This is a genomic window from Streptomyces sp. PKU-EA00015 (genome assembly GCF_013387495.1).
Lineage (GTDB): Bacteria > Actinomycetota > Actinomycetes > Streptomycetales > Streptomycetaceae > Streptomyces.
The window spans coordinates 204,477-223,469 of sequence record NZ_JABZEE010000002.1 but is presented as its reverse complement, the minus strand read 5'-3'; the positions used below and the strand labels follow the sequence as shown (position 1 = coordinate 223,469).

20 protein-coding genes and 1 riboswitch are annotated in these 18,993 nt (G+C 70.0%); of the genes, 6 read left to right on the top strand and 14 right to left on the bottom strand.

Features of this window, described 5'->3' with window-relative positions; all coding sequences use genetic code 11:
• Positions 1-53 precede the first annotated feature (53 nt).
• Together HW130_RS02600 and HW130_RS02595 are read right to left on the bottom strand one after the other, a co-directional pair.
• Complete coding sequence (locus HW130_RS02600; protein ID WP_375256501.1) at positions 54-326, bottom strand: DUF4190 domain-containing protein; 273 nt, start codon at positions 324-326, stop codon at positions 54-56.
• Positions 327-358: 32 nt separating this feature from the next.
• Positions 359-511, bottom strand: coding sequence for a hypothetical protein (locus HW130_RS02595; RefSeq protein ID WP_177147698.1), 153 nt, complete (start codon positions 509-511; stop codon positions 359-361).
• A 94-nt stretch (positions 512-605) separates the two neighbouring features.
• Between HW130_RS02595 and HW130_RS02590 the strand changes: the two genes are divergently transcribed.
• On the top strand, positions 606-1,220 hold the full coding sequence (locus tag HW130_RS02590; protein WP_177147697.1) for a TetR family transcriptional regulator: 615 nt from the start codon (positions 606-608) through the stop codon (positions 1,218-1,220).
• A 118-nt stretch (positions 1,221-1,338) separates the two neighbouring features.
• Here the strand turns inward: HW130_RS02590 and HW130_RS02585 are convergent, their stop codons facing one another.
• The 10 genes from HW130_RS02585 to HW130_RS02540 form a co-directional block, all read right to left on the bottom strand.
• Positions 1,339-2,193: a thioesterase family protein gene (locus HW130_RS02585; RefSeq protein WP_177147696.1), complete on the bottom strand. Its 855-nt coding sequence runs from the start codon at positions 2,191-2,193 to the stop codon at positions 1,339-1,341.
• Positions 2,194-2,215: 22 nt separating this feature from the next.
• The gene (locus HW130_RS02580) at positions 2,216-2,887 is read right to left on the bottom strand and encodes a trimeric intracellular cation channel family protein (protein ID WP_177147695.1); all 672 of its coding nucleotides are present in this window, start codon (positions 2,885-2,887) and stop codon (positions 2,216-2,218) included.
• 34 nt (positions 2,888-2,921) lie between these two features.
• The gene (locus tag HW130_RS02575; RefSeq protein ID WP_177147694.1) at positions 2,922-4,277 is read right to left on the bottom strand and encodes an ABC transporter ATP-binding protein; all 1,356 of its coding nucleotides are present in this window, start codon (positions 4,275-4,277) and stop codon (positions 2,922-2,924) included.
• Positions 4,274-5,272 carry an ABC transporter ATP-binding protein gene (locus HW130_RS02570; RefSeq protein ID WP_177147693.1) on the bottom strand — a complete coding sequence of 333 codons (999 nt, stop codon included), beginning with the start codon at positions 5,270-5,272 and terminating at the stop codon, positions 4,274-4,276. The genes HW130_RS02575 and HW130_RS02570 overlap by 4 nt, the downstream gene beginning before the upstream one ends.
• 6 nt (positions 5,273-5,278) lie before the next feature.
• Positions 5,279-6,232 carry an ABC transporter permease gene (locus tag HW130_RS02565; protein ID WP_177147692.1) on the bottom strand — a complete coding sequence of 318 codons (954 nt, stop codon included), beginning with the start codon at positions 6,230-6,232 and terminating at the stop codon, positions 5,279-5,281.
• A gap of 10 nt (positions 6,233-6,242) precedes the next feature.
• Positions 6,243-7,247: an ABC transporter permease gene (locus HW130_RS02560; protein ID WP_177147691.1), complete on the bottom strand. Its 1,005-nt coding sequence runs from the start codon at positions 7,245-7,247 to the stop codon at positions 6,243-6,245.
• A gap of 84 nt (positions 7,248-7,331) precedes the next feature.
• A complete protein-coding gene (locus HW130_RS02555; RefSeq protein WP_177147690.1) occupies positions 7,332-8,999 on the bottom strand; it encodes an ABC transporter substrate-binding protein in 1,668 nt (555 codons plus the stop codon).
• 189 nt (positions 9,000-9,188) lie between these two features.
• Positions 9,189-9,977 (bottom strand): enhanced serine sensitivity protein SseB C-terminal domain-containing protein, encoded by a 789-nt coding sequence (locus tag HW130_RS02550; protein WP_177147689.1) that lies wholly within the window; start codon positions 9,975-9,977, stop codon positions 9,189-9,191.
• A 119-nt stretch (positions 9,978-10,096) separates the two neighbouring features.
• Positions 10,097-10,876 (bottom strand): enhanced serine sensitivity protein SseB, encoded by a 780-nt coding sequence (locus HW130_RS02545; RefSeq protein ID WP_177147688.1) that lies wholly within the window; start codon positions 10,874-10,876, stop codon positions 10,097-10,099.
• 196 nt (positions 10,877-11,072) lie between these two features.
• Complete coding sequence (locus HW130_RS02540; protein ID WP_177147687.1) at positions 11,073-11,744, bottom strand: AAA family ATPase; 672 nt, start codon at positions 11,742-11,744, stop codon at positions 11,073-11,075.
• A 148-nt stretch (positions 11,745-11,892) separates the two neighbouring features.
• Positions 11,893-11,989, top strand: a riboswitch (glycine riboswitch).
• 145 nt (positions 11,990-12,134) lie between these two features.
• Between HW130_RS02540 and gcvT the strand changes: the two genes are divergently transcribed.
• The 4 genes from gcvT (at position 12,135) to HW130_RS02520 (ending at position 16,490) form a co-directional block, all read left to right on the top strand.
• The gene (gcvT, locus tag HW130_RS02535; RefSeq protein WP_177147686.1) at positions 12,135-13,250 is read left to right on the top strand and encodes a glycine cleavage system aminomethyltransferase GcvT; all 1,116 of its coding nucleotides are present in this window, start codon (positions 12,135-12,137) and stop codon (positions 13,248-13,250) included.
• A 58-nt stretch (positions 13,251-13,308) separates the two neighbouring features.
• Positions 13,309-13,683 (top strand): glycine cleavage system protein GcvH, encoded by a 375-nt coding sequence (gene gcvH, locus HW130_RS02530; RefSeq protein ID WP_177147685.1) that lies wholly within the window; start codon positions 13,309-13,311, stop codon positions 13,681-13,683.
• A 23-nt stretch (positions 13,684-13,706) separates the two neighbouring features.
• Entirely contained in the window at positions 13,707-14,966 is a 1,260-nt protein-coding gene (glyA, locus tag HW130_RS02525) for a serine hydroxymethyltransferase (protein WP_177147684.1), read from the top strand.
• A 156-nt stretch (positions 14,967-15,122) separates the two neighbouring features.
• Positions 15,123-16,490, top strand: a complete 1,368-nt coding sequence (locus HW130_RS02520) for an L-serine ammonia-lyase (protein WP_177147683.1) — start codon at positions 15,123-15,125, stop codon at positions 16,488-16,490.
• A 79-nt stretch (positions 16,491-16,569) separates the two neighbouring features.
• Here the strand turns inward: HW130_RS02520 and HW130_RS02515 are convergent, their stop codons facing one another.
• Positions 16,570-16,785, bottom strand: a complete 216-nt coding sequence (locus HW130_RS02515) for an EF-hand domain-containing protein (RefSeq protein ID WP_177147682.1) — start codon at positions 16,783-16,785, stop codon at positions 16,570-16,572.
• Positions 16,786-16,887: 102 nt separating this feature from the next.
• Between HW130_RS02515 and HW130_RS02510 the strand changes: the two genes are divergently transcribed.
• Positions 16,888-17,526, top strand: a complete 639-nt coding sequence (locus HW130_RS02510; RefSeq protein ID WP_177147681.1) for a GNAT family N-acetyltransferase — start codon at positions 16,888-16,890, stop codon at positions 17,524-17,526.
• A gap of 36 nt (positions 17,527-17,562) precedes the next feature.
• Here HW130_RS02510 and HW130_RS02505 read toward each other — a convergent pair whose 3' ends face one another.
• Positions 17,563-18,756 (bottom strand): YncE family protein, encoded by a 1,194-nt coding sequence (locus HW130_RS02505; RefSeq protein ID WP_177147680.1) that lies wholly within the window; start codon positions 18,754-18,756, stop codon positions 17,563-17,565.
• Positions 18,757-18,993: the final 237 nt, after the last annotated feature.

Sequence of the window (18,993 nt, the reverse complement as noted above, 5' to 3'; positions counted from 1 at the left end):
GGCCGGGGGCGGCTCTCCCCGGTGCGGGCCCGGTGACGGCGCCCGGTGGCGGCTCAGGCGCCGAAGCCCCAGACGACCGAGCCGTTCACCGTCACGAGGACGGCGAGGACCACGAGGTCGGCGATGCCGAGGGCGAGCCCGAGGAGGGCGCGACGGCGGCGTCCGGTGCCGCGCCGCAGCGCGAGTGCGGCGAGTACGACGGCCGTGGGGCCGAGCACGATGTTCATCACGAGGAGCCCGACGAGGCCGAGCACGAAAGCGGCGACGGCCATGCCGTCGGCGTCCCTGCGCCGCTCGTCCGTGCGTCCGGGCGTGGCGAGTTGCACGACGTTCTTCTCCTTCCGGGGCGCTTGTGGGGTCAGTTGCGGTGGCCGCGGCGCTCGCGCACCGCGAAGACGAGCAGCCAGCAGCCGATGACGGCGGCCGCCACGAGGGAGACGGGGGTGGGGAGTTGGACCACGGCGCCCAGCATCACGCCCATGAGGAGGAGTGCTGCGACGAGGACTATCACGGTCGTCCTTTCGGTGAACTTTCAGAGTACGAGTGTTCACTGACTCACCAGTCTATTCTTCGGCTTCCCACAGAACGGTTGTTTACTGAATGTCATGAGTCACACCGTCGGCATCCGGCAGGCACAGAAGCAGAAGACCCGTCAGGCGCTCCTCGACGCGGCGCTGCGGCTGCTGGAGGAGCAGAGCCTGAACAGCCTGGGACTGCGTGAGGTGACCCGGGCCGTGGGTGTCGCGCCGACCGCGTTCTACCGGCACTTCCGGGACATGGCCGACCTCGGCGTCGCGCTCGTCGAGGAGACGCTCGGCAGCCTCCACGCGACGATCGCGGAGGCCCTGACCGAGCCCGCGGACTCGGCGCGCATCGACCGCACGGTGGCGCTGGTCGCCGACCTGGTGCGGACCTCGCCGGCCCATGTGCGCTTCGTCGCGCGCGAACGCCATGGCGGTGTGGCGCCGGTACGGGAAGCGATAGCCGATCAGCTGCGGCGGTTCACCGACGAGGTCGCGGCGGTGTTCGCGCACGACGCGGGGGCGGAGGGATGGAGCGAGGACGATCTGCACATGCTGGCCGGGATGTACGTCGACCACATGATGATGACGGCGTCGTCGTTCCTGGAGGCGGGGCCCGAGGGCGAGGAACGGGTGAGCGGGCTGGCGCGGAGGCGGTTGAGGCTGGTGCACCTGGGGCGGGAGCACTGGCTGGACTGAGGGGGGCGGCCCTCCGGGGGGCACCCGTGAACGGCGCAGCGCCCGCGAGGACAGCCTCACGGGCGCGGGAGAGGGATGCGCGCGGGCGCATCACGGCAGGGGGGCAGCGCCCCGGGCGTCAGCTGCGGGGAGCCTTGGCGAGCTGGCGGGACTGGGCCACCAGGCGGTCCGCCGAGTCCCAGACGTCCGCGTCCTCCTCCAGGAACCCGCCCGCCAGGTTGCGCGTCGTGATCGACACGCGCAGCGGGCCCGGCGCCGGGCGGCAGCGCACGTGCGTCGTCAGTTCCACGGTCGGCGTCCAGCCCTTCAGGCCCAGCTCGAACGACGTCGGCGGCAGCGCGTCCACCGTCAGCAGCAGCGACAGCGGGTCCGCGTCACGCCCGTCCGCCAGTGCGAACCAGCCCCGCATCTCGCCCTTGCCCGACGGCGCGCCGATCGCCCAGCCGACCGTCGCCGGGTCCAGCTTGATGTCCAGGCGCTCGGTGATCGCCGAGCTGCCGGGGATGGGCGCCGGACCGTCCGAGGGGCCGAGGCAGTGCTCCACCGGCGGGATCGCCGGCGGCTTCGCCGAGGTGCGCACATCGTCCGGGAGCGAGTCCAGGTCGCCGTACGAGGCGAGCACCCGGATGCGCTCCACCTCCGTGCCGTCCTCCTCGAACTGGAAGAGCGACGCCTGACCGGTGGAGAGCGTGCGGCCGGTGCGGATCACCTCGGTACGGATCACCGCCGGGCCCGGCTGGGACGCCGTGAGGTAGTGCGCGGAGACCGTGAACGGGTCCGGGTGCGGCAGCGCGTCCCCGAGCGCCCGGCCCAGCATCGCGAGCAGGTAGCCGCCGTTCACCGCGTGGATGATCGTCCAGCCCGCCGAGAGCTCGGCGTCGTAGACACCGGTCTCGCGCAGGGTGACCGCGGTGTCGCGGTCGAACTCGCTGTCCCCGACGGTCGCGCGCGCCGTCTGTGCTGCCTCAGCCATGCCGGTACCGTACAACAAACAATTACTGAGCGGTAGCTTTTTCTTCGGTCGCCTCCGACCGCCGGTTCCAGGCGCGCGGCGCGCGCCAGTGGTACCGCATCGCCAGCAGCCGCAGCACGAACGCGGTCACCACCGCCAGTCCGCTCGTCACCGCGTTCAGGGCGTCGAAACGAATGCACAGGACGACCATCGTCGCGCCCACCATCGCGGGCACGGCATACAGGTCACGGTCCCAGCGCAGCAGCGACGGAACCTCGTTGGCCAGCACGTCGCGCAGCACACCGCCGCCGACCGCCGTGGCCAGTCCGAGCGCCGCCGAGAACGTGAGGCCGAGACCGTACTCGTACGCCTTGGTCGTGCCGGTCACGCAGAACAGCCCGAGACCCGCCGCGTCGAAGACGTTGACGCCGGCCTGGATGCGCTCCACCTGCGGATGCAGGAAGAAGACGAGGACCGTGGCCACGAGCGGCATCAGGAAGTACCCGAGATCGGTGAAGGCCGCGGGTGGCACGGCCCCGATGATCAGGTCACGCAGCAGCCCTCCGCCCAGCGCCGTGACCTCGGCGAGCACGGCGATGCCGAACACGTCGAAGTTCTTGCGTACGGCGAGCAGCGCCCCGGAGATCGCGAAGACGAAGATCCCGACGAGGTCGAGCGCATGCTGGACGGAGGGCGTGAACAGTTCTTGAAACACCGGACGATTGTGCCGTGTCCGGTGGTCCCGCCCGTCAGTCGGACGCGGCGGCCCCCTTGGCTGCGGTCTCTGCGGGCGCGGCCGCATCGTCTGCTACGGGCTGTTCAGGGACCGTCGCCGTGTCCACGGGCGCCTCCTCTGCGGAGTCCTCTGTCTCTGCGCCGTCCGTGGCGTCGGGCTCGTCGCTCGGCTCCTCGGCCACCGGCTCGGTACCGGCCGCATCGTCGGACGCGTCGCCGGCCGCGACGGCGACGGCACCCGACGCCGTCACCGGCTTCTCCGCCCCCGCCGCCTCCGCCGCACCGTCCTCCTCGGAGGCCACCGCGCCGGGGCCCTCGGCGGCGACCGACTCCGTGCCCACGACCGCCTCGATCCCGGTCGCTCGGGTCTGCGCGACCGTTCCCTCCTCGATCTCCTTCGCGAAGTGGCAGGCCACCTTGTGACCGTCGCCCAGGTCCGTCAGTTTCGGCCGGTCCGTGGCGCACAGCGTGTCCTGCGCCCAGGGGCACCGCGTGTGGAAGCGGCAGCCGGCCGGCGGGTTGGCGGGCGAGGGCAGGTCGCCGTGGAGCAGGATCCGCTCCCGCCGGTCCTCGACCTCGGGGTCCGGCACCGGCACCGCGGACATCAGCGCCTTGGTGTACGGGTGCTTGGGCCCCGCGTAGAGGGCGTCGCTCGGCGCCTCCTCCACCAGGCCGCCCAGGTACATGACCCCGATGACGTCGGAGATGTGCCGGACGACGGCGAGGTCGTGGGCGATGACGAGGTACGTCAGCCCGAGGGACTCCTGCAGTTCCTCCAGGAGGTTGATGACCTGCGCCTGGATGGAGACGTCGAGCGCCGACACCGGCTCGTCGCAGATGATCAGATCCGGTTCGAGGACCAGCGCACGCGCGATGCCGATGCGCTGGCGCTGTCCGCCCGAGAACTCGTGCGGGTAACGGGACAGCGCGTTCGCCGGGAGACCGACCTTCGCCAGGATCTCCTTGATCTTCTCGCGGCGTTCCTTCTGGTCCTTGCCGATCCCGTGCGCGGCCATGCCCTCGCTCAGGATCGACTCGATGTTCTGCCGCGGGTTGAGGCTGCCCAGCGGGTCCTGGAAGACCATCTGCAGCCGGCGGCGGAAGCCGCGCATCTCCTCGTTCGGCAGCTTCGCCAGATCCGTGCCGTCGAAGACGACCTCGCCGCCGGTGATGTCCACCAGCCGCAGGACCGCCCTGCCCAGAGTCGTCTTGCCGCAGCCCGACTCGCCCACCAGACCGTACGTCTGCCCCGCCTCGACCTTGAGCGAGACACCGTCGACGGCGTACACGTGGCCCACGGTGCGGTCGAAGAAGACGCCCTTCCTGACCGGGAAATGGACCTTCACATCGTCGAGTTCGAGCAAGCTCATGCCGAGACCTCCGCCTTGGGCTTGGGAAGGACCGGGTTGACGCAGCGCACCTGGTGGCCGGCCGCGCGTGGTTCGGTCAGTTCGGGTGTGCCGGTCAGGCACTCCATCGTGTAGAAGTCGCAACGGGGCGCGAAGGCGCAGCCGTCGGCCCAGGCGATCTTGTCGTTGATGGATCCGCGGATCGGGTTGAGCGGCTCGCCGCGCGGCGCGTCGAGCCGCGGTATGGAGCCGAGCAGACCGTGCGCGTACGGGTGGGTGGGGTGCGCGAACAGCTCGCGGCGGCCCGCGGACTCCACCGCCCGGCCCGCGTACAGCACGTTGACCTGGTCGCACAGACCGGCGACGACACCCAGGTCGTGGGTGATCATCAGCAGGGCGGTGCCCTCCTGGTCGACCAGTTCCTTGAGCAGTTCGAGGATCTGCGCCTGGATGGTCACGTCCAGCGCGGTCGTCGGCTCGTCGGCGATGAGCAGCCGAGGCGCGCAGGCCACCGCCATGGCGATGAGCGCGCGCTGGCGCATGCCTCCGGAGAGCTGGTGCGGGTACTCCTTCAGCCGCCGGTTCGGGTCGGGGATGCCGACCCTGTCCAGCAGGTGAGCGGCCTCCTTGCGGGCGGCCTCCCCCTTCAGTCCGCGGTGGCGCTGGAGGATCTCGGTGACCTGGACGCCGATGGGCACCACCGGGTTCAGCGAGGACAACGGATCCTGGAAGATCATCGCCAGCTGGCTGCCGCGCATGTCCCGCAGCTTGCGCGGGCTCATGGTGAGCAGGTTCCGACCGTCGAAGTCGGCACGTCCGCCGATCCTCACGCCCTTGGCCGGCAGCAGGCCCATCAGCGCGAGCGAGGTCACGGACTTGCCGCAGCCCGACTCGCCGACCAGTCCCACCACCTGGCCCTGGTCGACGTCGAAGGAGACGCCGTCGACCGCCGTGGAGTCCTTGCGGCCACGGCCGCCGAAGGTGACGCTCAGTTCGTCAACAGTAAGCAGTGCCATGGGACTTCAGCCTCGCAGCTTCGGGTCGAGGGCTTCGCGCATGGCCTCGCCGAGCAGGGTGAAGCCAAGGGCGGTGATGATGATGCCGACCGCCGGATAGACCGCCATCATCGGCTCGTTGTCGAAGAACCGCTGTGCCTGCGAGAGCATGACGCCCCACTCCGGGATCGCCGGGTCGGGGTTGCCGAGGCCCAGGTAGGACAGGGCGGCCGCCTCGATGATCGCGGTGGCGAGGCTGAGCGTCGCCTGGACGATGACCGGACTCAGCGAGTTCGGCAGGATCTGGGTGAGAACGATCCGCTTCCGGCGTACGCCGAGCGCCTTCGCCGCCAGTACGTAGTCGGCGCCGCCCTGGGCGAGCATCGAACCGCGCAGCAGACGGGCGAAGATGGGGATCTGGACGACACCCACGGCGATCATCACGGTCGTCAGGGACTGGCCCATCACCGCGGCGATGGAGACCGCGAGCAGCAGCGAGGGCAGCGACAGCATGATGTCGGTGATCCGCATGATCACCGTGTCGAGCCGCTGGCCGGGCCGGCCGCCGAGGGTGGCGGCGGCGCCGGACACCACACCCACGACCGCGCCGACGACCAGGCCGATGAGCATCGAGACGACGCCGACGAGCAGGGTCTGCCGGGCTCCGACGAGCATGCGGGAGAACATGTCACGGCCGAGGTGGTCCAGGCCGAACCAGTTCTCGCCGCGCATGCCGACGAACTTGCCCTGGTTGGCCAGGACTTCGTCGCGCCAGGTCTGTGCGGTGGGGGCGTGCGGGGCGATCCACGGGCCGATGACCGCAAGGACGACGAACGCGGCGATGATGACCACGCCGATGACGGCCATCTTGCTGGACTTCAGGCGCCGCATCGCCTCGCGCCACAGACTGGCGCCCGAGGTCACCTCGGTCTGCTGCATCAACTCGGCGAGCCGGTCGATCCTGTCAGCTTTCTTGGTCATGGTCGTCACGTCAGTGCACCCGCACTCTCGGGTCGATGATGCTGTACGCCAGGTCGACCAGCAGGTTGATGAGGACGTACACCATCGCGATGAAGAGGATGAACCCGACGAGCACCGGGTAGTCCCGGGCGTCGATCGAGGTGCGGATGAAGGAGCCGATGCCGCCGAAGGAGAACACCGACTCGGTCAGCACCGCACCCGACAGCAGGCTGCCGGTCAGCAGACCGACGGCGGTGACCACCGGCAGCATCGCGTTGCGCAGGACGTGCCGGCCTCGCACGACGCGCTTGTCCAGACCCTTGGACTCGGCGGTGCGGATGTAGTCCTCGCCGAGGACCTCGAGAACGCTGGCACGGGTCATGCGCACGATGACCGCGAGCGGGATGGAGGCGAGCGCCACGGCGGGGAGCACCAGGTGCATGATCGCGTCCCAGCTGGCGTCGAGTTCGCCGGTCAGCAGACCGTCCAGGACCGCGAATCCGGTGACGTCCGTGGCGTTCAGACCGGTCGACAGCCGCCCGTAGCTCGGGAAGATGCCCAGCTCGACGGCGAAAATGCCCTTGAGGAGCAGGGCGAGGAAGAACACCGGGATACAGATGCCGATCAGCGATCCCGACACCGAGGCGACGTCGAGCCAGCCTCCGCGGCGCTTGGCGGCCAGGTAGCCGAGCGGGATGCCGACGGCGACCGCGATGAGGATCGCGGCGATGCTGAGTTCCACCGTGGCGGGGAAGCGCAGGGTGAATTCCTCCCACACCGGCTGGCCGGTCTGGGTGGAGGTGCCGAGGTCCAGTTCGAAGATGCGCTTGAGGAAGCGCCAGTACTGGACGTGGACGGGCTCGTCCAGTCCCAGCGCTCGGTTGATGCGTGCCACTTCGGCTTCGGTCGCCCGCTCGCCCAGGATCGCTGAGGCGGGTCCGCCGGGCAGCCGGTTCAGCCAGAGGAAGAGGAGAACCGACAGGCCGAGCAGGGTGGGAATGAGCTGTAGCAGTCGTCGTATGACAAGTCGCAGCACCCCGCATGCCCCTTTCTAACGTGCGTCGATGCGGGTCCGCCCGGCCACCTGGAGCAGTGGCCGGGCGGACCCGCTGGTGTGCGATTACTTGAAGGAGGTCTCGGCGAAGTTCTCCTGCGTCAGCGGGGAGACGTTCGGCGGGTTGATGTTCTTGCCGAAGGCGATGGCCGGCGGGGAGGACGAGATCGGGATGCCCGGGACGTACTCCATGATCGCCTCGTTGGCCTTCTTGTAGGCCTCGGTGCGGCCGGCGGGGTCGGTGACCTTCGAGGCGGCGTTGACGGCGTCGAAGACCTTCTTGTCCTTGAAGCCCCACTGCTTGTCCGGCCCGGCGAACCAGGTGCCGATGAAGTTGTAGCCGTCGTTGAAGTCACCGGTCCAGCCGAGCATGTGCAGGGCGCAGGAGCCCGCCTCGGTGGCGTCCAGGTAGTCCGGGGCCCACTTCATGGCCTTCGGGGTGACGGTGATGCCGGCCTTCTCCAGGTCGGCCTTCATCAGCTCGAACATGTCCTGCGGGGCGGGCATGTACGGGCGGGTGACCTCGGTCGGGTAGCAGAACTCGATCTTGAGGTTCTCCTCACCCGCCTTCTTGAGGAGCTCCTTGGCCTTGTTGGTGTCGAACGGGTAGGTCTTCACCTTGTCCGAGAACCCGGCGACCGTGTCGGGCATGAACTGGGACGCCACCTTGCCGCCCTCGGGCAGCTGGGTCTTGACCAGGTGCTCGCGGTCGATGGCGTGCGTGATGGCCTGGCGGACCTCGGGCTTCTTCAGCGCCGGGTTCTTCGACTGCGTCATGCCGACGTAGAAGAGGTTGAAGACGTCACGGGTCGGGACCTGGTAGCCCTCGCCCTCGAGGGTCTTCACATCGGCCGGGGCGACGAGGTCGTAGCCGTTGATGTCACCGGCCTGCAGGGCCTGGCGACGGCCCTCCTCGGTGTCGATCGTGCGGAAGACCAGGTTCTTGATCTTGGCCTTCTCGCCCCAGTAGTCGTCGAAGCGCTCGAGGGAGACTTCCTTGTTGCCCTTGTTCCACTTCACGATCTTGTACGGGCCGGTGCCGGCGACCGTGCCGGCCTCCTGGCTGTACTTGGGGTACGTGATCGCGTCGCCCTTGGCGGTCGCGTCCTGCTTCGCGTACTCCTTGATCGCCTTCGGCGAGTGGATCGCCAGGGCCTGCAGGGAGAAGCCTCCGGGCAGGTTGGCGGAGGGCTCGTTGACCTCGATGACGGCGGTGTTCTCGTCCTTGGCGGTGCAGGACTTGTAGTTCGCCTTCGGGGCCTCGGGGTCCTCGTTCTTCGCGAACCCGCCCATGATGGTCTGCCAGTAGTAGGAGACCGCGCTGGACTGGTACGTACCCTTCCAGTTGAACCAGTGGTCGTAGTTCGCGCAGACGGCGGCGGCGTCGAACGCCTCGCCGTCGTGGAACTTCACGTTCTTCCGGAGGTTGAACGTCCACACGGTGCCGGCCGGGTTGCTGGACCACTTCTCCGCGAGCCCGCCGACGAGCTTGCTGCCACCGGACTCGTGCTCGAGCAGCGCCTCGAAGGCCTGGCGCGTGACACGGAAGGTCTCACCGTCGCTCGCGAGAGCGGGGTCGAGAGAACCGGGGTCACCGGCACCGGCGAAGACGAAGGTGTCCTTCGCCGCCTTGTCACCGCCCTTGTCCCGCTCGCTGGCGCAACCTGTCGCGATCAGGCCGACGGCAACCGCCGCCGTGATCGCCCGGACAGGCCCGGACTTGAATATTCGCATGGGTCCACCCCTGGTTCACCATGTGGAGTCTTGACCGGCCGAACACTACAGACGGGAGTCACCTGGGAGAACGGTCCGGATAGCGGTGATACCTAGTCGAGACCCGGACGCTCAACAAACCGGCCGGATACGGGACATCCCCACGCGGGGGACGAAAGCCCCCATCGTCCGCAAGAGTTCGAGAACCGGTCAGCGAGCGCCCACGGGCGGGTAACCGTAACCGCCGGCCGGCTGGGCCCCGCCGTGCGCCTCGCGGTCGTAGAAGGGCCGGGCGTTCGCCCGCATCCACATCGTCACCGGGTCGTACTCGTCGGACAGCGCGACCGTGGAGACCGGCAGTCCGTCCGGGACCGCGCCGATCGACTGCTGCATCATCGCCCGCGCCGCGTCGACCGCCTGCCGTCCGGTGTCGTACAGATCGAGCCCGATGGCGAGGTACGCGGCCCCGACGGACGGCTGCACCCAGGCGCGGCGCAGCGAGCGCACGGCCGGCGTGCGGTGCGCGTTCTGTGTGAGCAGCGCGTAGAACTGGGGGATCTCGACGGCCGGGTCCGACAGTCGCAGCGGGCCCGCGGGCATCCGGTCGAGTCCGGTGGCGATGCGGCGCAGATCCAGCCACGGGATGCCGACACCGCCGCCCGGCGCGTGCGGGTTGAGCCAGATGCCCCAGCGCTCGGGGTACAGGGCACGGGCGATGTCCCGGCCGGTGACGACCTCGTGCGCGCGGCTCCAGCCGGAGACGGCGAGCTCCTGCGCGGAGGTGACGCACGGCGCGTAGCCGACGCCGTCGACCTCCATGTTCCCGTACTGCGCATCGGGGGAACCGGGCTGTCCGTGCCACAGCAGCATCCAGATCCGGCCACCGGCGGGGTCGGCGAGGGCATGCAGCAGTGCCTCGTACGCGTCGTAGCGCCCGGGAGTCACCTGGCGCAGCATGTGCTCGACCTGCCCGGTCGCCGCGGTGCCTGACGCGCTCACCCTGGATTCCGCCCCTCTTCGATCCGTACCCGTGCCCGAGTGCTCCGTCCCTGTGTCAGGGGACCTCCGGCCAGGTCATCAAACCAGCTTAAGCGGCAGTCCTGGCACCGGCTTGACTTCTACACGTGATGTCGTTGGTAGAAGGGGCGTACACGCTCCAGCATCCAGTCGCCCACCGGGTCCTGCGCGACATCCAGAAGGACGAGATTCACCGGCCAGGGGACCTGGACGCGGCCGAGCGCGCGGCCGAGCGCGTCCATGGGCGCGTTCGGGTCGGCGCCTTCCCAGGAGGAGAGCTGGACGCCCACGAAGAGGGCCGGCGCCTCGCCCTCGACGGAGGCGAGCACCCGGCGGGCGGTGAGCACGACGCCGGCGGCCTCGAACTCGCCGGCCGCGGCGGTGAGGAAGTCGACGGGCTCCTCCTGCCAGTCCGGCTCGAAGAGCCGCACACGCCCGCCGGACGCGGTGCCTCCCTCGTGGCCTCCGGCATGGGAGGCGCCCCCGTGCGGGGGGCGGCCCGCGCGGCACAACTCGGCGACGGCAGGCGGCGGCAGGGGGACGCCGACGGTGCCGCCCGGGTTCACGGCGATGCCGAGCTGCGGGGGCAGGCCACGGGCGAACTCGCGGGCGGGGGCGACGGTGAACGACATGGGGGAACCCACGACGGCGAGGAACTGCTGCTCGGAGCTGAAGACGGGGACGTAGGCGGCGCCCTCGATCTCCATGGTGGGCAGGTCGAGAGCGATGCTGTCGGGCCCGCCCCCGTTGGGCAGGGGGACCCAGAGGCTGCTGCGGCCGAGCACCTCGACGAGGCGGGCTCCGGCGGAGGGACTGCCGACGGAGGCGGCGAGGACCTCTTCCAGCTCGTTCCCGGGCCAGCCGCGGTACGGATTCTCCATGCGCTCGTCTCTTCCTCCCCGGGGCACGCACCCCGGCCGTGCGTGTTCGCGGCGTCGACGATAATCCAGCCCCGCCGGCGCGTGGGGCGCGGGGCTCGGGGCGGAGCCCCGGCGAGAGCGCCGCGCGCCGAGCCGGGGCTCCGAGCCGGGGCGGCGAGGCGCTGGGGCGGGGCCCCCGGCCACACCCCCCTCGGGGTCAGTCCGCCGTGAAGCCGAGGACGCGCAGCCTTCCCGCCGCCTCCCGGTCCAGCAGGACCGCCGCCGCGCAGCCCCGCGGCAGACGGCCCGATTCCGCGTCGGCGATCAGGCGGCCCACCGCCCGGCGGTGGCGGGCGAAGGCGTACCCCGACACCCCGCGGCCGCGCTCGCGCTGGCCCTCCCGCGCCACCCGCGGCGGCACGTCCAGCAGCACGAGATGCAGCGACGTCCCGCGCCGCCGCGCCTCCCGCCCGAGCCAGCGCCGCACCCACGCCTGCGTACCGCAGTCGTGGACGACGACGCTCTCGCCGGAGCGCAGGGCCCGCCACAGACCCGCGTAGTGCGCGAGGCGCACGAGGGGGCGGTAGACGGCGTACGGCAGGAAGCGCGGCGTGCCCGCGTCCCACCGGTCGCGGGTGTCCTGCGAGTCGATCCCGCGCCCGGTCACCGCGCGCTTCATCAGCGTCGTCTTGCCGCTCCCGGGCAGCCCGGAGACGACCACCACGTCACCGGCCGCGAACACCAGGGCGCGCGGACTGCGGCCCGCACGGGCCCGCAGGTCGCGCAGGACGGGCGCGGGCGCCCCGAGCAGGCCACTGACGGAGGCGCCCTGCTGGACGGGCATCCCCGCGGCCGTGGCGGCGTATGCGCCGGACCGCTGCAACATCATCACGCTCCCCCAAGTCGGGTCACCCCACCCTTGCCCATGAAGTGTAAAGAACTGGTAATACAGGACAACGGACTTTGCCACGGTCCGCGCGCCCCCACTCCCGCCGCAGGCATGCAATGATGTGCGCGCCAACTGCATACCGGCCGCTTGAATCCGCGCGGGAGAGTCCCGGCCACCTGTGTGGCGGGCGCCGAAGGAGCAAGTTCCTCCCTTGAATCTCTCAGGCCCCGTACCGCGTGCGATGAGGCAGATCTGAAAAGCGAGCCGTCCCGCGGCTCCACCCAAGGTGCAAGCCACGACCATCCGAACGCAGGGTCGCGGCGAACCTCTCAGGTTCCGATGACAGATGGGGAGGATTGTCCTCGCAGCCATGCCCTGGGAGCCATACCTATGAGCAACGCCCCCCGTCGTACTGCCCTCGATGCCCTGCATCGTTCTCTGGGCGCGACCATGACCGACTTCGCCGGCTGGGACATGCCGCTGCGTTACGCCAGCGAGCGCGACGAGCACAACGCCGTCCGCACGACGGCCGGCCTCTTCGACCTGTCGCACATGGGTGAGATCACCGTCACGGGCCCGCAGGCCGTCGACCTGCTGAACTACGCGCTCGTCGGCAACATCGGCACGGTTGGCCTCGGCCGGGCCCGCTACACGATGATCTGCCGGGAGGACGGGGGGATCGTCGACGACCTGATCGTCTACCGCCTCGGCGAGACCGAGTACATGGTCGTCGCCAACGCCGGCAACGCCCAGATCGTCCTCGACGCGCTCACCGAGCGCGCGGCCGGTTTCGACGCGCAGGTACGCGACGACCGTGACGCCTACGCGCTGATCGCGGTCCAGGGCCCGCAGTCCCCCGGCATCCTCGCGTCGCTCACCGACGCCGACCTCGACGGCCTGAAGTACTACGCGGGCCTCCCCGGCACCGTCGCGGGCGTCCCGGCCCTTATCGCCCGTACGGGCTACACCGGCGAGGACGGCTTCGAGCTGTTCGTCGAGCCGCAGCACGCCGAGAAGCTGTGGCAGGCACTGACCGAGGCGGGCGCGCCGGCCGGCCTGATCCCCTGCGGCCTGTCCTGCCGCGACACGCTGCGCCTGGAGGCGGGCATGCCGCTGTACGGGCACGAGCTGACCACGGCGCTCACCCCGTTCGACGCGGGCCTCGGCCGGGTCGTGAAGTTCGAGAAGGACGGCGACTTCGTCGGCCGCGCGGCGCTCACGGCCGCCGCCGAGCGCGCCGGGACGGCGCCGCCGCGCAAGCTCGTCGGCCTGATCGCCGAGGGCCGCCGGGTCCCGCGCGCCGGCATGGACGTGGTCGCCGACGGCAAGGTCGTCGGCACGGTCACCTCAGGCGCGCCGAGCCCGACCCTCGGCAAGCCGATCGCCATGGCGTACGTGGACGCCGCCCATGCCGCGCCGGGCACGCCGGGCGTCGGTGTCGACATCCGCGGCACGCACGAGCCGTACGAGGTCGTGGCGCTGCCGTTCTACAAGCGCCAGAAGTGATCGTCCGCACCCTCTCTTCGTTCACCACCACTCCCCCGCGTACAGGAGAATTCAGGTCATGAGCAACCCCCAGCAGCTTCGCTACAGCAAGGAGCACGAGTGGCTGTCGGTCGCCGAGGACGGCGTGTCGACGGTCGGCATCACGGAGCACGCGGCCAACGCGCTCGGCGACGTGGTGTACGTCCAGCTTCCCGAAGTGGGTGACACGGTGACCGCGGGCGAGACCTGCGGCGAGCTGGAGTCCACCAAGTCGGTCAGCGACCTGTACTCGCCGGTCAGCGGTGAGGTCACCGCGACCAACGAGGACGTCGTCAGCGACCCGTCGCTGGTGAACTCGGCGCCCTTCGAGGGCGGTTGGCTCTTCAAGGTGCGCGTCAGCGAGGAGCCGAAGGACCTGCTCTCCGCCGACGAGTACACCGATTTCGCGGGCTGACCCAAGACCTTAGGGACCGAGTGATGTCGCTTCTCAACACCCCTCTTCACGAGCTGGACCCGGATGTCGCCGCCGCTGTCGACGCCGAGCTCCACCGTCAGCAGTCCACCCTGGAAATGATCGCGTCGGAGAACTTCGCCCCGGTCGCGGTCATGGAGGCCCAGGGCTCCGTCCTGACCAACAAGTACGCCGAGGGCTACCCCGGCCGCCGCTACTACGGCGGCTGCGAGCACGTCGACGTGGTCGAGCAGATCGCGATCGACCGCATCAAGGAGCTGTTCGGCGCCGAGCACGCCAACGTGCAGCCCCACTCCGGCGCGCAGGCCAACGCCGCCGCCATGTTCGCGCTGCTCAAGCCGGGCGACACGATCATGGGCCTCAACCTGGCCCACGGCGGTCACCTGACCCACGGCATGAAGATCAACTTCTCCGGCAAGCTCTACAACGTCGTCGCCTACCACGTCGACGACGCCACCGGCCAGGTCGACATGGCCGAGGTCGAGCGCCTGGCCAAGGAGTCCAAGCCCAAGCTCATCGTCGCCGGCTGGTCCGCCTACCCGCGCCAGCTGGACTTCGCGGCGTTCCGCCGGATCGCGGACGAGGTCGGCGCCTACCTGATGGTCGACATGGCCCACTTCGCGGGCCTGGTCGCCGCGGGCCTGCACCCCAACCCGGTCCCGCACGCCCACGTCGTGACCACCACCACGCACAAGACCCTCGGCGGTCCGCGCGGCGGTGTGATCCTGTCCACGGCCGAGCTCGCCAAGAAGATCAACTCCGCGGTCTTCCCCGGCCAGCAGGGCGGCCCCCTCGAGCACGTCATCGCGGCCAAGGCGGTGTCCTTCAAGGTCGCCGCGAGCGACGAGTTCAAGGAGCGCCAGCAGCGCACGCTGGACGGCGCCCGCATCCTCGCCGAGCGCCTGGTCCAGGCCGACGTCACCGAGCACGGCGTCTCCGTCCTGTCCGGCGGCACCGACGTGCACCTGGTCCTGGTGGACCTGCGCAACAGCGAGCTGGACGGCCAGCAGGCCGAGGACCGCCTCCACGAGGTCGGCATCACGGTCAACCGCAACGCCATCCCGAACGACCCGAGGCCCCCGATGGTCACCTCCGGCCTGCGGATCGGCACCCCGGCACTCGCCACCCGCGGCTTCCAGGCCGACGACTTCCGCGAGGTCGCCGACATCATCGCCGAGGCGCTGAAGCCGTCGTACGACGTGACCGCGCTGCGCGGCCGGGTCACCGCCCTGGCCGCGAAGCACCCGCTCTACCCCGGACTGTGACGGATCTCCCGTAACACCCCGGAGCGAAACAAAAGGGGCACCGCGCACACTGGACCGTGAGCGCGGTGCCCTGCACCACGTAAGCACCACGTTTGCACGCATTGCCTCTGCACCACCCGGCAGACAACGGCGTCTACCACCCACAAGGAGTTCTCCGTGGCCCTCTCGGTCTTCGACCTGTTCTCGATCGGCATCGGCCCGTCCAGCTCCCACACGGTGGGCCCCATGCGCGCGGCCCGGATGTTCGCCCGGCGGCTGAAGAACGAGGGCCTGCTGGCCCACACCGCCTCGATACGGGCCGAGCTGTACGGCTCGCTCGGCGCGACCGGCCACGGCCACGGCACCCCCAAGGCCGTCCTGCTGGGCCTCGAGGGCCACTCTCCGCGCACGGTCGACGTCGAGAGCGCCGACGACCAGGTCGAGCGGATCAAGAGCGACAAGCGGATCAGTCTGCTCGGCGTGCACGAGATCGGCTTCGACTTCGATACGGACCTGGTCCTGCACCGCCGCAAGGCGCTGCCCTACCACGCCAACGGCATGACGTTGTGGGCGTACGACGCCGACGGCACGGCCCTGCTGGAGAAGACGTACTACTCGGTCGGCGGCGGCTTCGTCGTCGACGAGGATGCGGTCGGCGAAGACCGGATCAAGCTCGACGACACCGTGCTGAAGCACCCCTTCCGCACCGGTGACGAGTTGCTGCGCCTCACCCGGGAGACCGGCCTGTCGATCTCCGCGCTGATGCTGGAGAACGAGAAGGCCTGGCGCACCGAGGACGAGATCCGCGAGGGTCTGCTGGACATCTGGCGGGTCATGGAGGCGTGCGTCGCGCGCGGCATGTCCCGCGAGGGCATCCTGCCCGGCGGTCTCAAGGTGCGCCGCCGCGCGGCCACCACGGCCCGCAAGCTGCGCTCCGAGGGCGACCCGCAGGCGCTCGCGATGGAGTGGATCACGCTCTACGCGATGGCCGTGAACGAGGAGAACGCGGCCGGCGGCCGGGTCGTCACCGCCCCGACCAACGGCGCGGCCGGCATCATCCCGGCGGTCCTGCACTACTACATGAACTTCGTCCCCGGCGCCGACGAGGAGGGTGTCGTCCGCTTCCTGCTCGCGGCGGGTGCGATCGGCATGCTCTTCAAGGAGAACGCCTCCATCTCCGGCGCCGAGGTGGGCTGCCAGGGCGAGGTCGGCTCCGCCTGCTCGATGGCCGCGGGCGCGCTCGCGGAGGTGCTCGGCGGCTCCCCGGAGCAGGTCGAGAACGCCGCCGAGATCGGCATGGAGCACAACCTGGGCCTGACCTGCGACCCGGTCGGCGGCCTCGTCCAGATCCCGTGCATCGAGCGCAACGGCATGGCGGCGGTCAAGGCCGTCACCGCCGCACGTATGGCCATGCGCGGCGACGGCACCCACAAGGTGTCCCTGGACAAGGTCATCAAGACGATGAAGGACACCGGCGCGGACATGTCGGTGAAGTACAAGGAGACCGCGCGCGGCGGTCTCGCGGTGAACATCATCGAGTGCTGAGCGCCCGACACGGCCTCGGCTGTGTCCGCCGGGTCCCCGTCGTGGACGGGACCCGGCGGACCCCCTGAGGTCTCGGCGCTCAGGCCTTGTTCAGGTGGCCCCAGAACTCGTCGAACGACAGGAGCTTGTCCTCGTCGGTGTCCTGCGAGGCGATCACGGCCTCGGCGACGGACTCGGTGACGTTCCAGTCACCCATCTGAGCCATCGCCGTCTTGTACTCGGCCGCAGTGATGAAGCCGTCGCCGTCCGCGTCGTAACGGTCGAACGCCTTGCGTGCTTCCTCGATGTCCGCCACAGTCCACCCCTTCTTGGTGCATTACTGACGGGGGTCAGATTATCGGCCCACCTGAGTGATCATGGAGGGGAGCCCGGGACCAGGGGCGTGGGGAGGCGTGCGATGAGCGGGAAACTGGCGGAGATTCTCGAAGCCGCGGCGGAGGGACGGTTTCCGCCGCCGGACGGATCGGTGACGGTGGTCGGGCAGCCGGACGCCCGGGACGCGGGCGTAGTGGCCTTCACCGCCCACTCGGTGGTCTTCACGGACGAGGATCCGGCGTGGGTACGGGAGCAGTTGGCCGCGACGGCGGCCGATCCGCTCGCGGCGGCGATGAACCCGGGGTTCCTGTATGCCCTGATGGCCCGCACGGGCCGCCGTATGGACACCATCGACCTGGTGACCGTCGCCGGCTCGCTGCCCGGTGACCCCGGTCTCCGGCTGCGTGAGCTGGTGGACCGGGAGCATCCCCGCGTGGCTCGTGCGCTCGAGCACCGCCGGGACGTGCGGGTGTGGGCCGCCGACGCAGGGTTGCTGATCCTCGGCCGCGGAGTGGCGGGCCGCTGGGAGGCATCGGTCGAGGTCGACGAGGAGGCGCGCGGGAAGGGCCTCGGCCAGGCGCTGGCGCGTGCCGCACGGCATCTGGTGCCGGGACCGGTGGTGTGGTCGCAGCAGGCGCCGGGCAACGCCCGCAGCGTACGGGCGTTCCAGGCGGCCGGTTACCGGCCCGTCGGCTCGGAGGCGGTCCTCACGGCGCACTGAGCGGCTACGCGGCCGCCCGCCGGCGCGTTGTCCGGGCTACCGGAAGACGCCGGTGTGGCCGAGGGAGTAGCGGCCGGGCTGCGGGTAGACGGCGAGCCCGTGCGGGCCGCTGCCGACGGGGATGCGGGCGAGCTGCTTGCCGGTCTTCGTGTCGACGGCGTACACCTCGGCGTCGTAGCGCCCCGAGAGCCACAGCACCTTGCCGTCGGCGGAGACGCCGCCCATGTCCGGGCTGCCGCCGTCCGGCAGCCACCACTTCTTCGTCAGCTTGTTGCGGGCGAAGTCGAAGACGGAGATCGAGCCCTCGCCGCGGTTGGGAATGTACATCTCCTTGGAGTCGCGGCTGATGTAGAGGCCGTGGGCGCCCTTGCCGGTGGGGATCAGCGCGGGCTCGGTGAACTTCTCCCCGTCGAGGACCCATACGCCGTGCGCGATCATGTCGGCGATGTAGAAGGTCTTGCCGTCCGGGGAGAGCTTGACGTCCTGGGGCATGGCGCCCTCGAACGGCAGCCGCTGCCGGCCTACGACCTTCATCTTCTCCGTGTCGACCTTGAGCAGTTCGGCGGAGAACTCGCAGGAGACGATGAAGTACCGGCCGTCGGCGGAGAAGTCCGCGTGGTTGACGCCGTAGCAGGAGACCGGCTCGGTGTGCCTGGTCTCCATGGTGTGCGGGTCGCGGAAGACGAGCTCGCGGTCGAGGGAGGCCATGACGACGGCGTACTTGCCGTTGGGCGTGAAGTAGAGGTTGTACGGGTCGTGGACGTCGACCGGCTCGCCCGCCTTCCCCGTCGCGGGGTCGATCGGCGTGAGCGTGTGACCGCGGTTGTTGTTGACCCACAGCGTCTTCAGGTCCCAGGAGGGCACGACGTGCTGCGGCTGCACGCCGACCGGAATGGTGTCGATGACCTTGTACGTCGCGGGGTCGATGACCGAGACCGTGTTGGAGTTGGTGTTGGGGACGTACACCCGGGAGGGGAAGTTCTTGACGACCGGTGAGAGCATGCCCGGCCGGTCGGCCGCGTAGATGTCCTGGGGATCCTGGACCGGCGGCATGCCGGGCAGCCCGGCGGGGGCGGCCGTGGCCTTCCTTGGCTTGACGGGCGGGGCGGCCTGCTCGGTGCCGCGTGCCTCGTTCTGCTCGCCGCCCGAGCCGCAGCCGGCGAGCAGAACGAGGAGGGCGCCCACGAGGAGCGCCGTGGTCCGCTGGGTGAGGGAGGTCGTCGGATGCATCAGCTCAGCAGCTCCGTGGTGGTCACCGCACGCTGTCCGCGGCGGTTCGGGGTGACGGATGCACAGTAGGGGCGGACAGGGCGAAAGGTAATGATTGACCCAATTCATCCGTACTACGGGTCGCCGGCCCCATGCCCGCAACCAGGATCACTGACCGATGAAACACTCGCAGAGCCTGATACTTATGCGTCGATTACAAGGTCTACGCTCTCTTTTGCCTACGATCCATCCACAAGA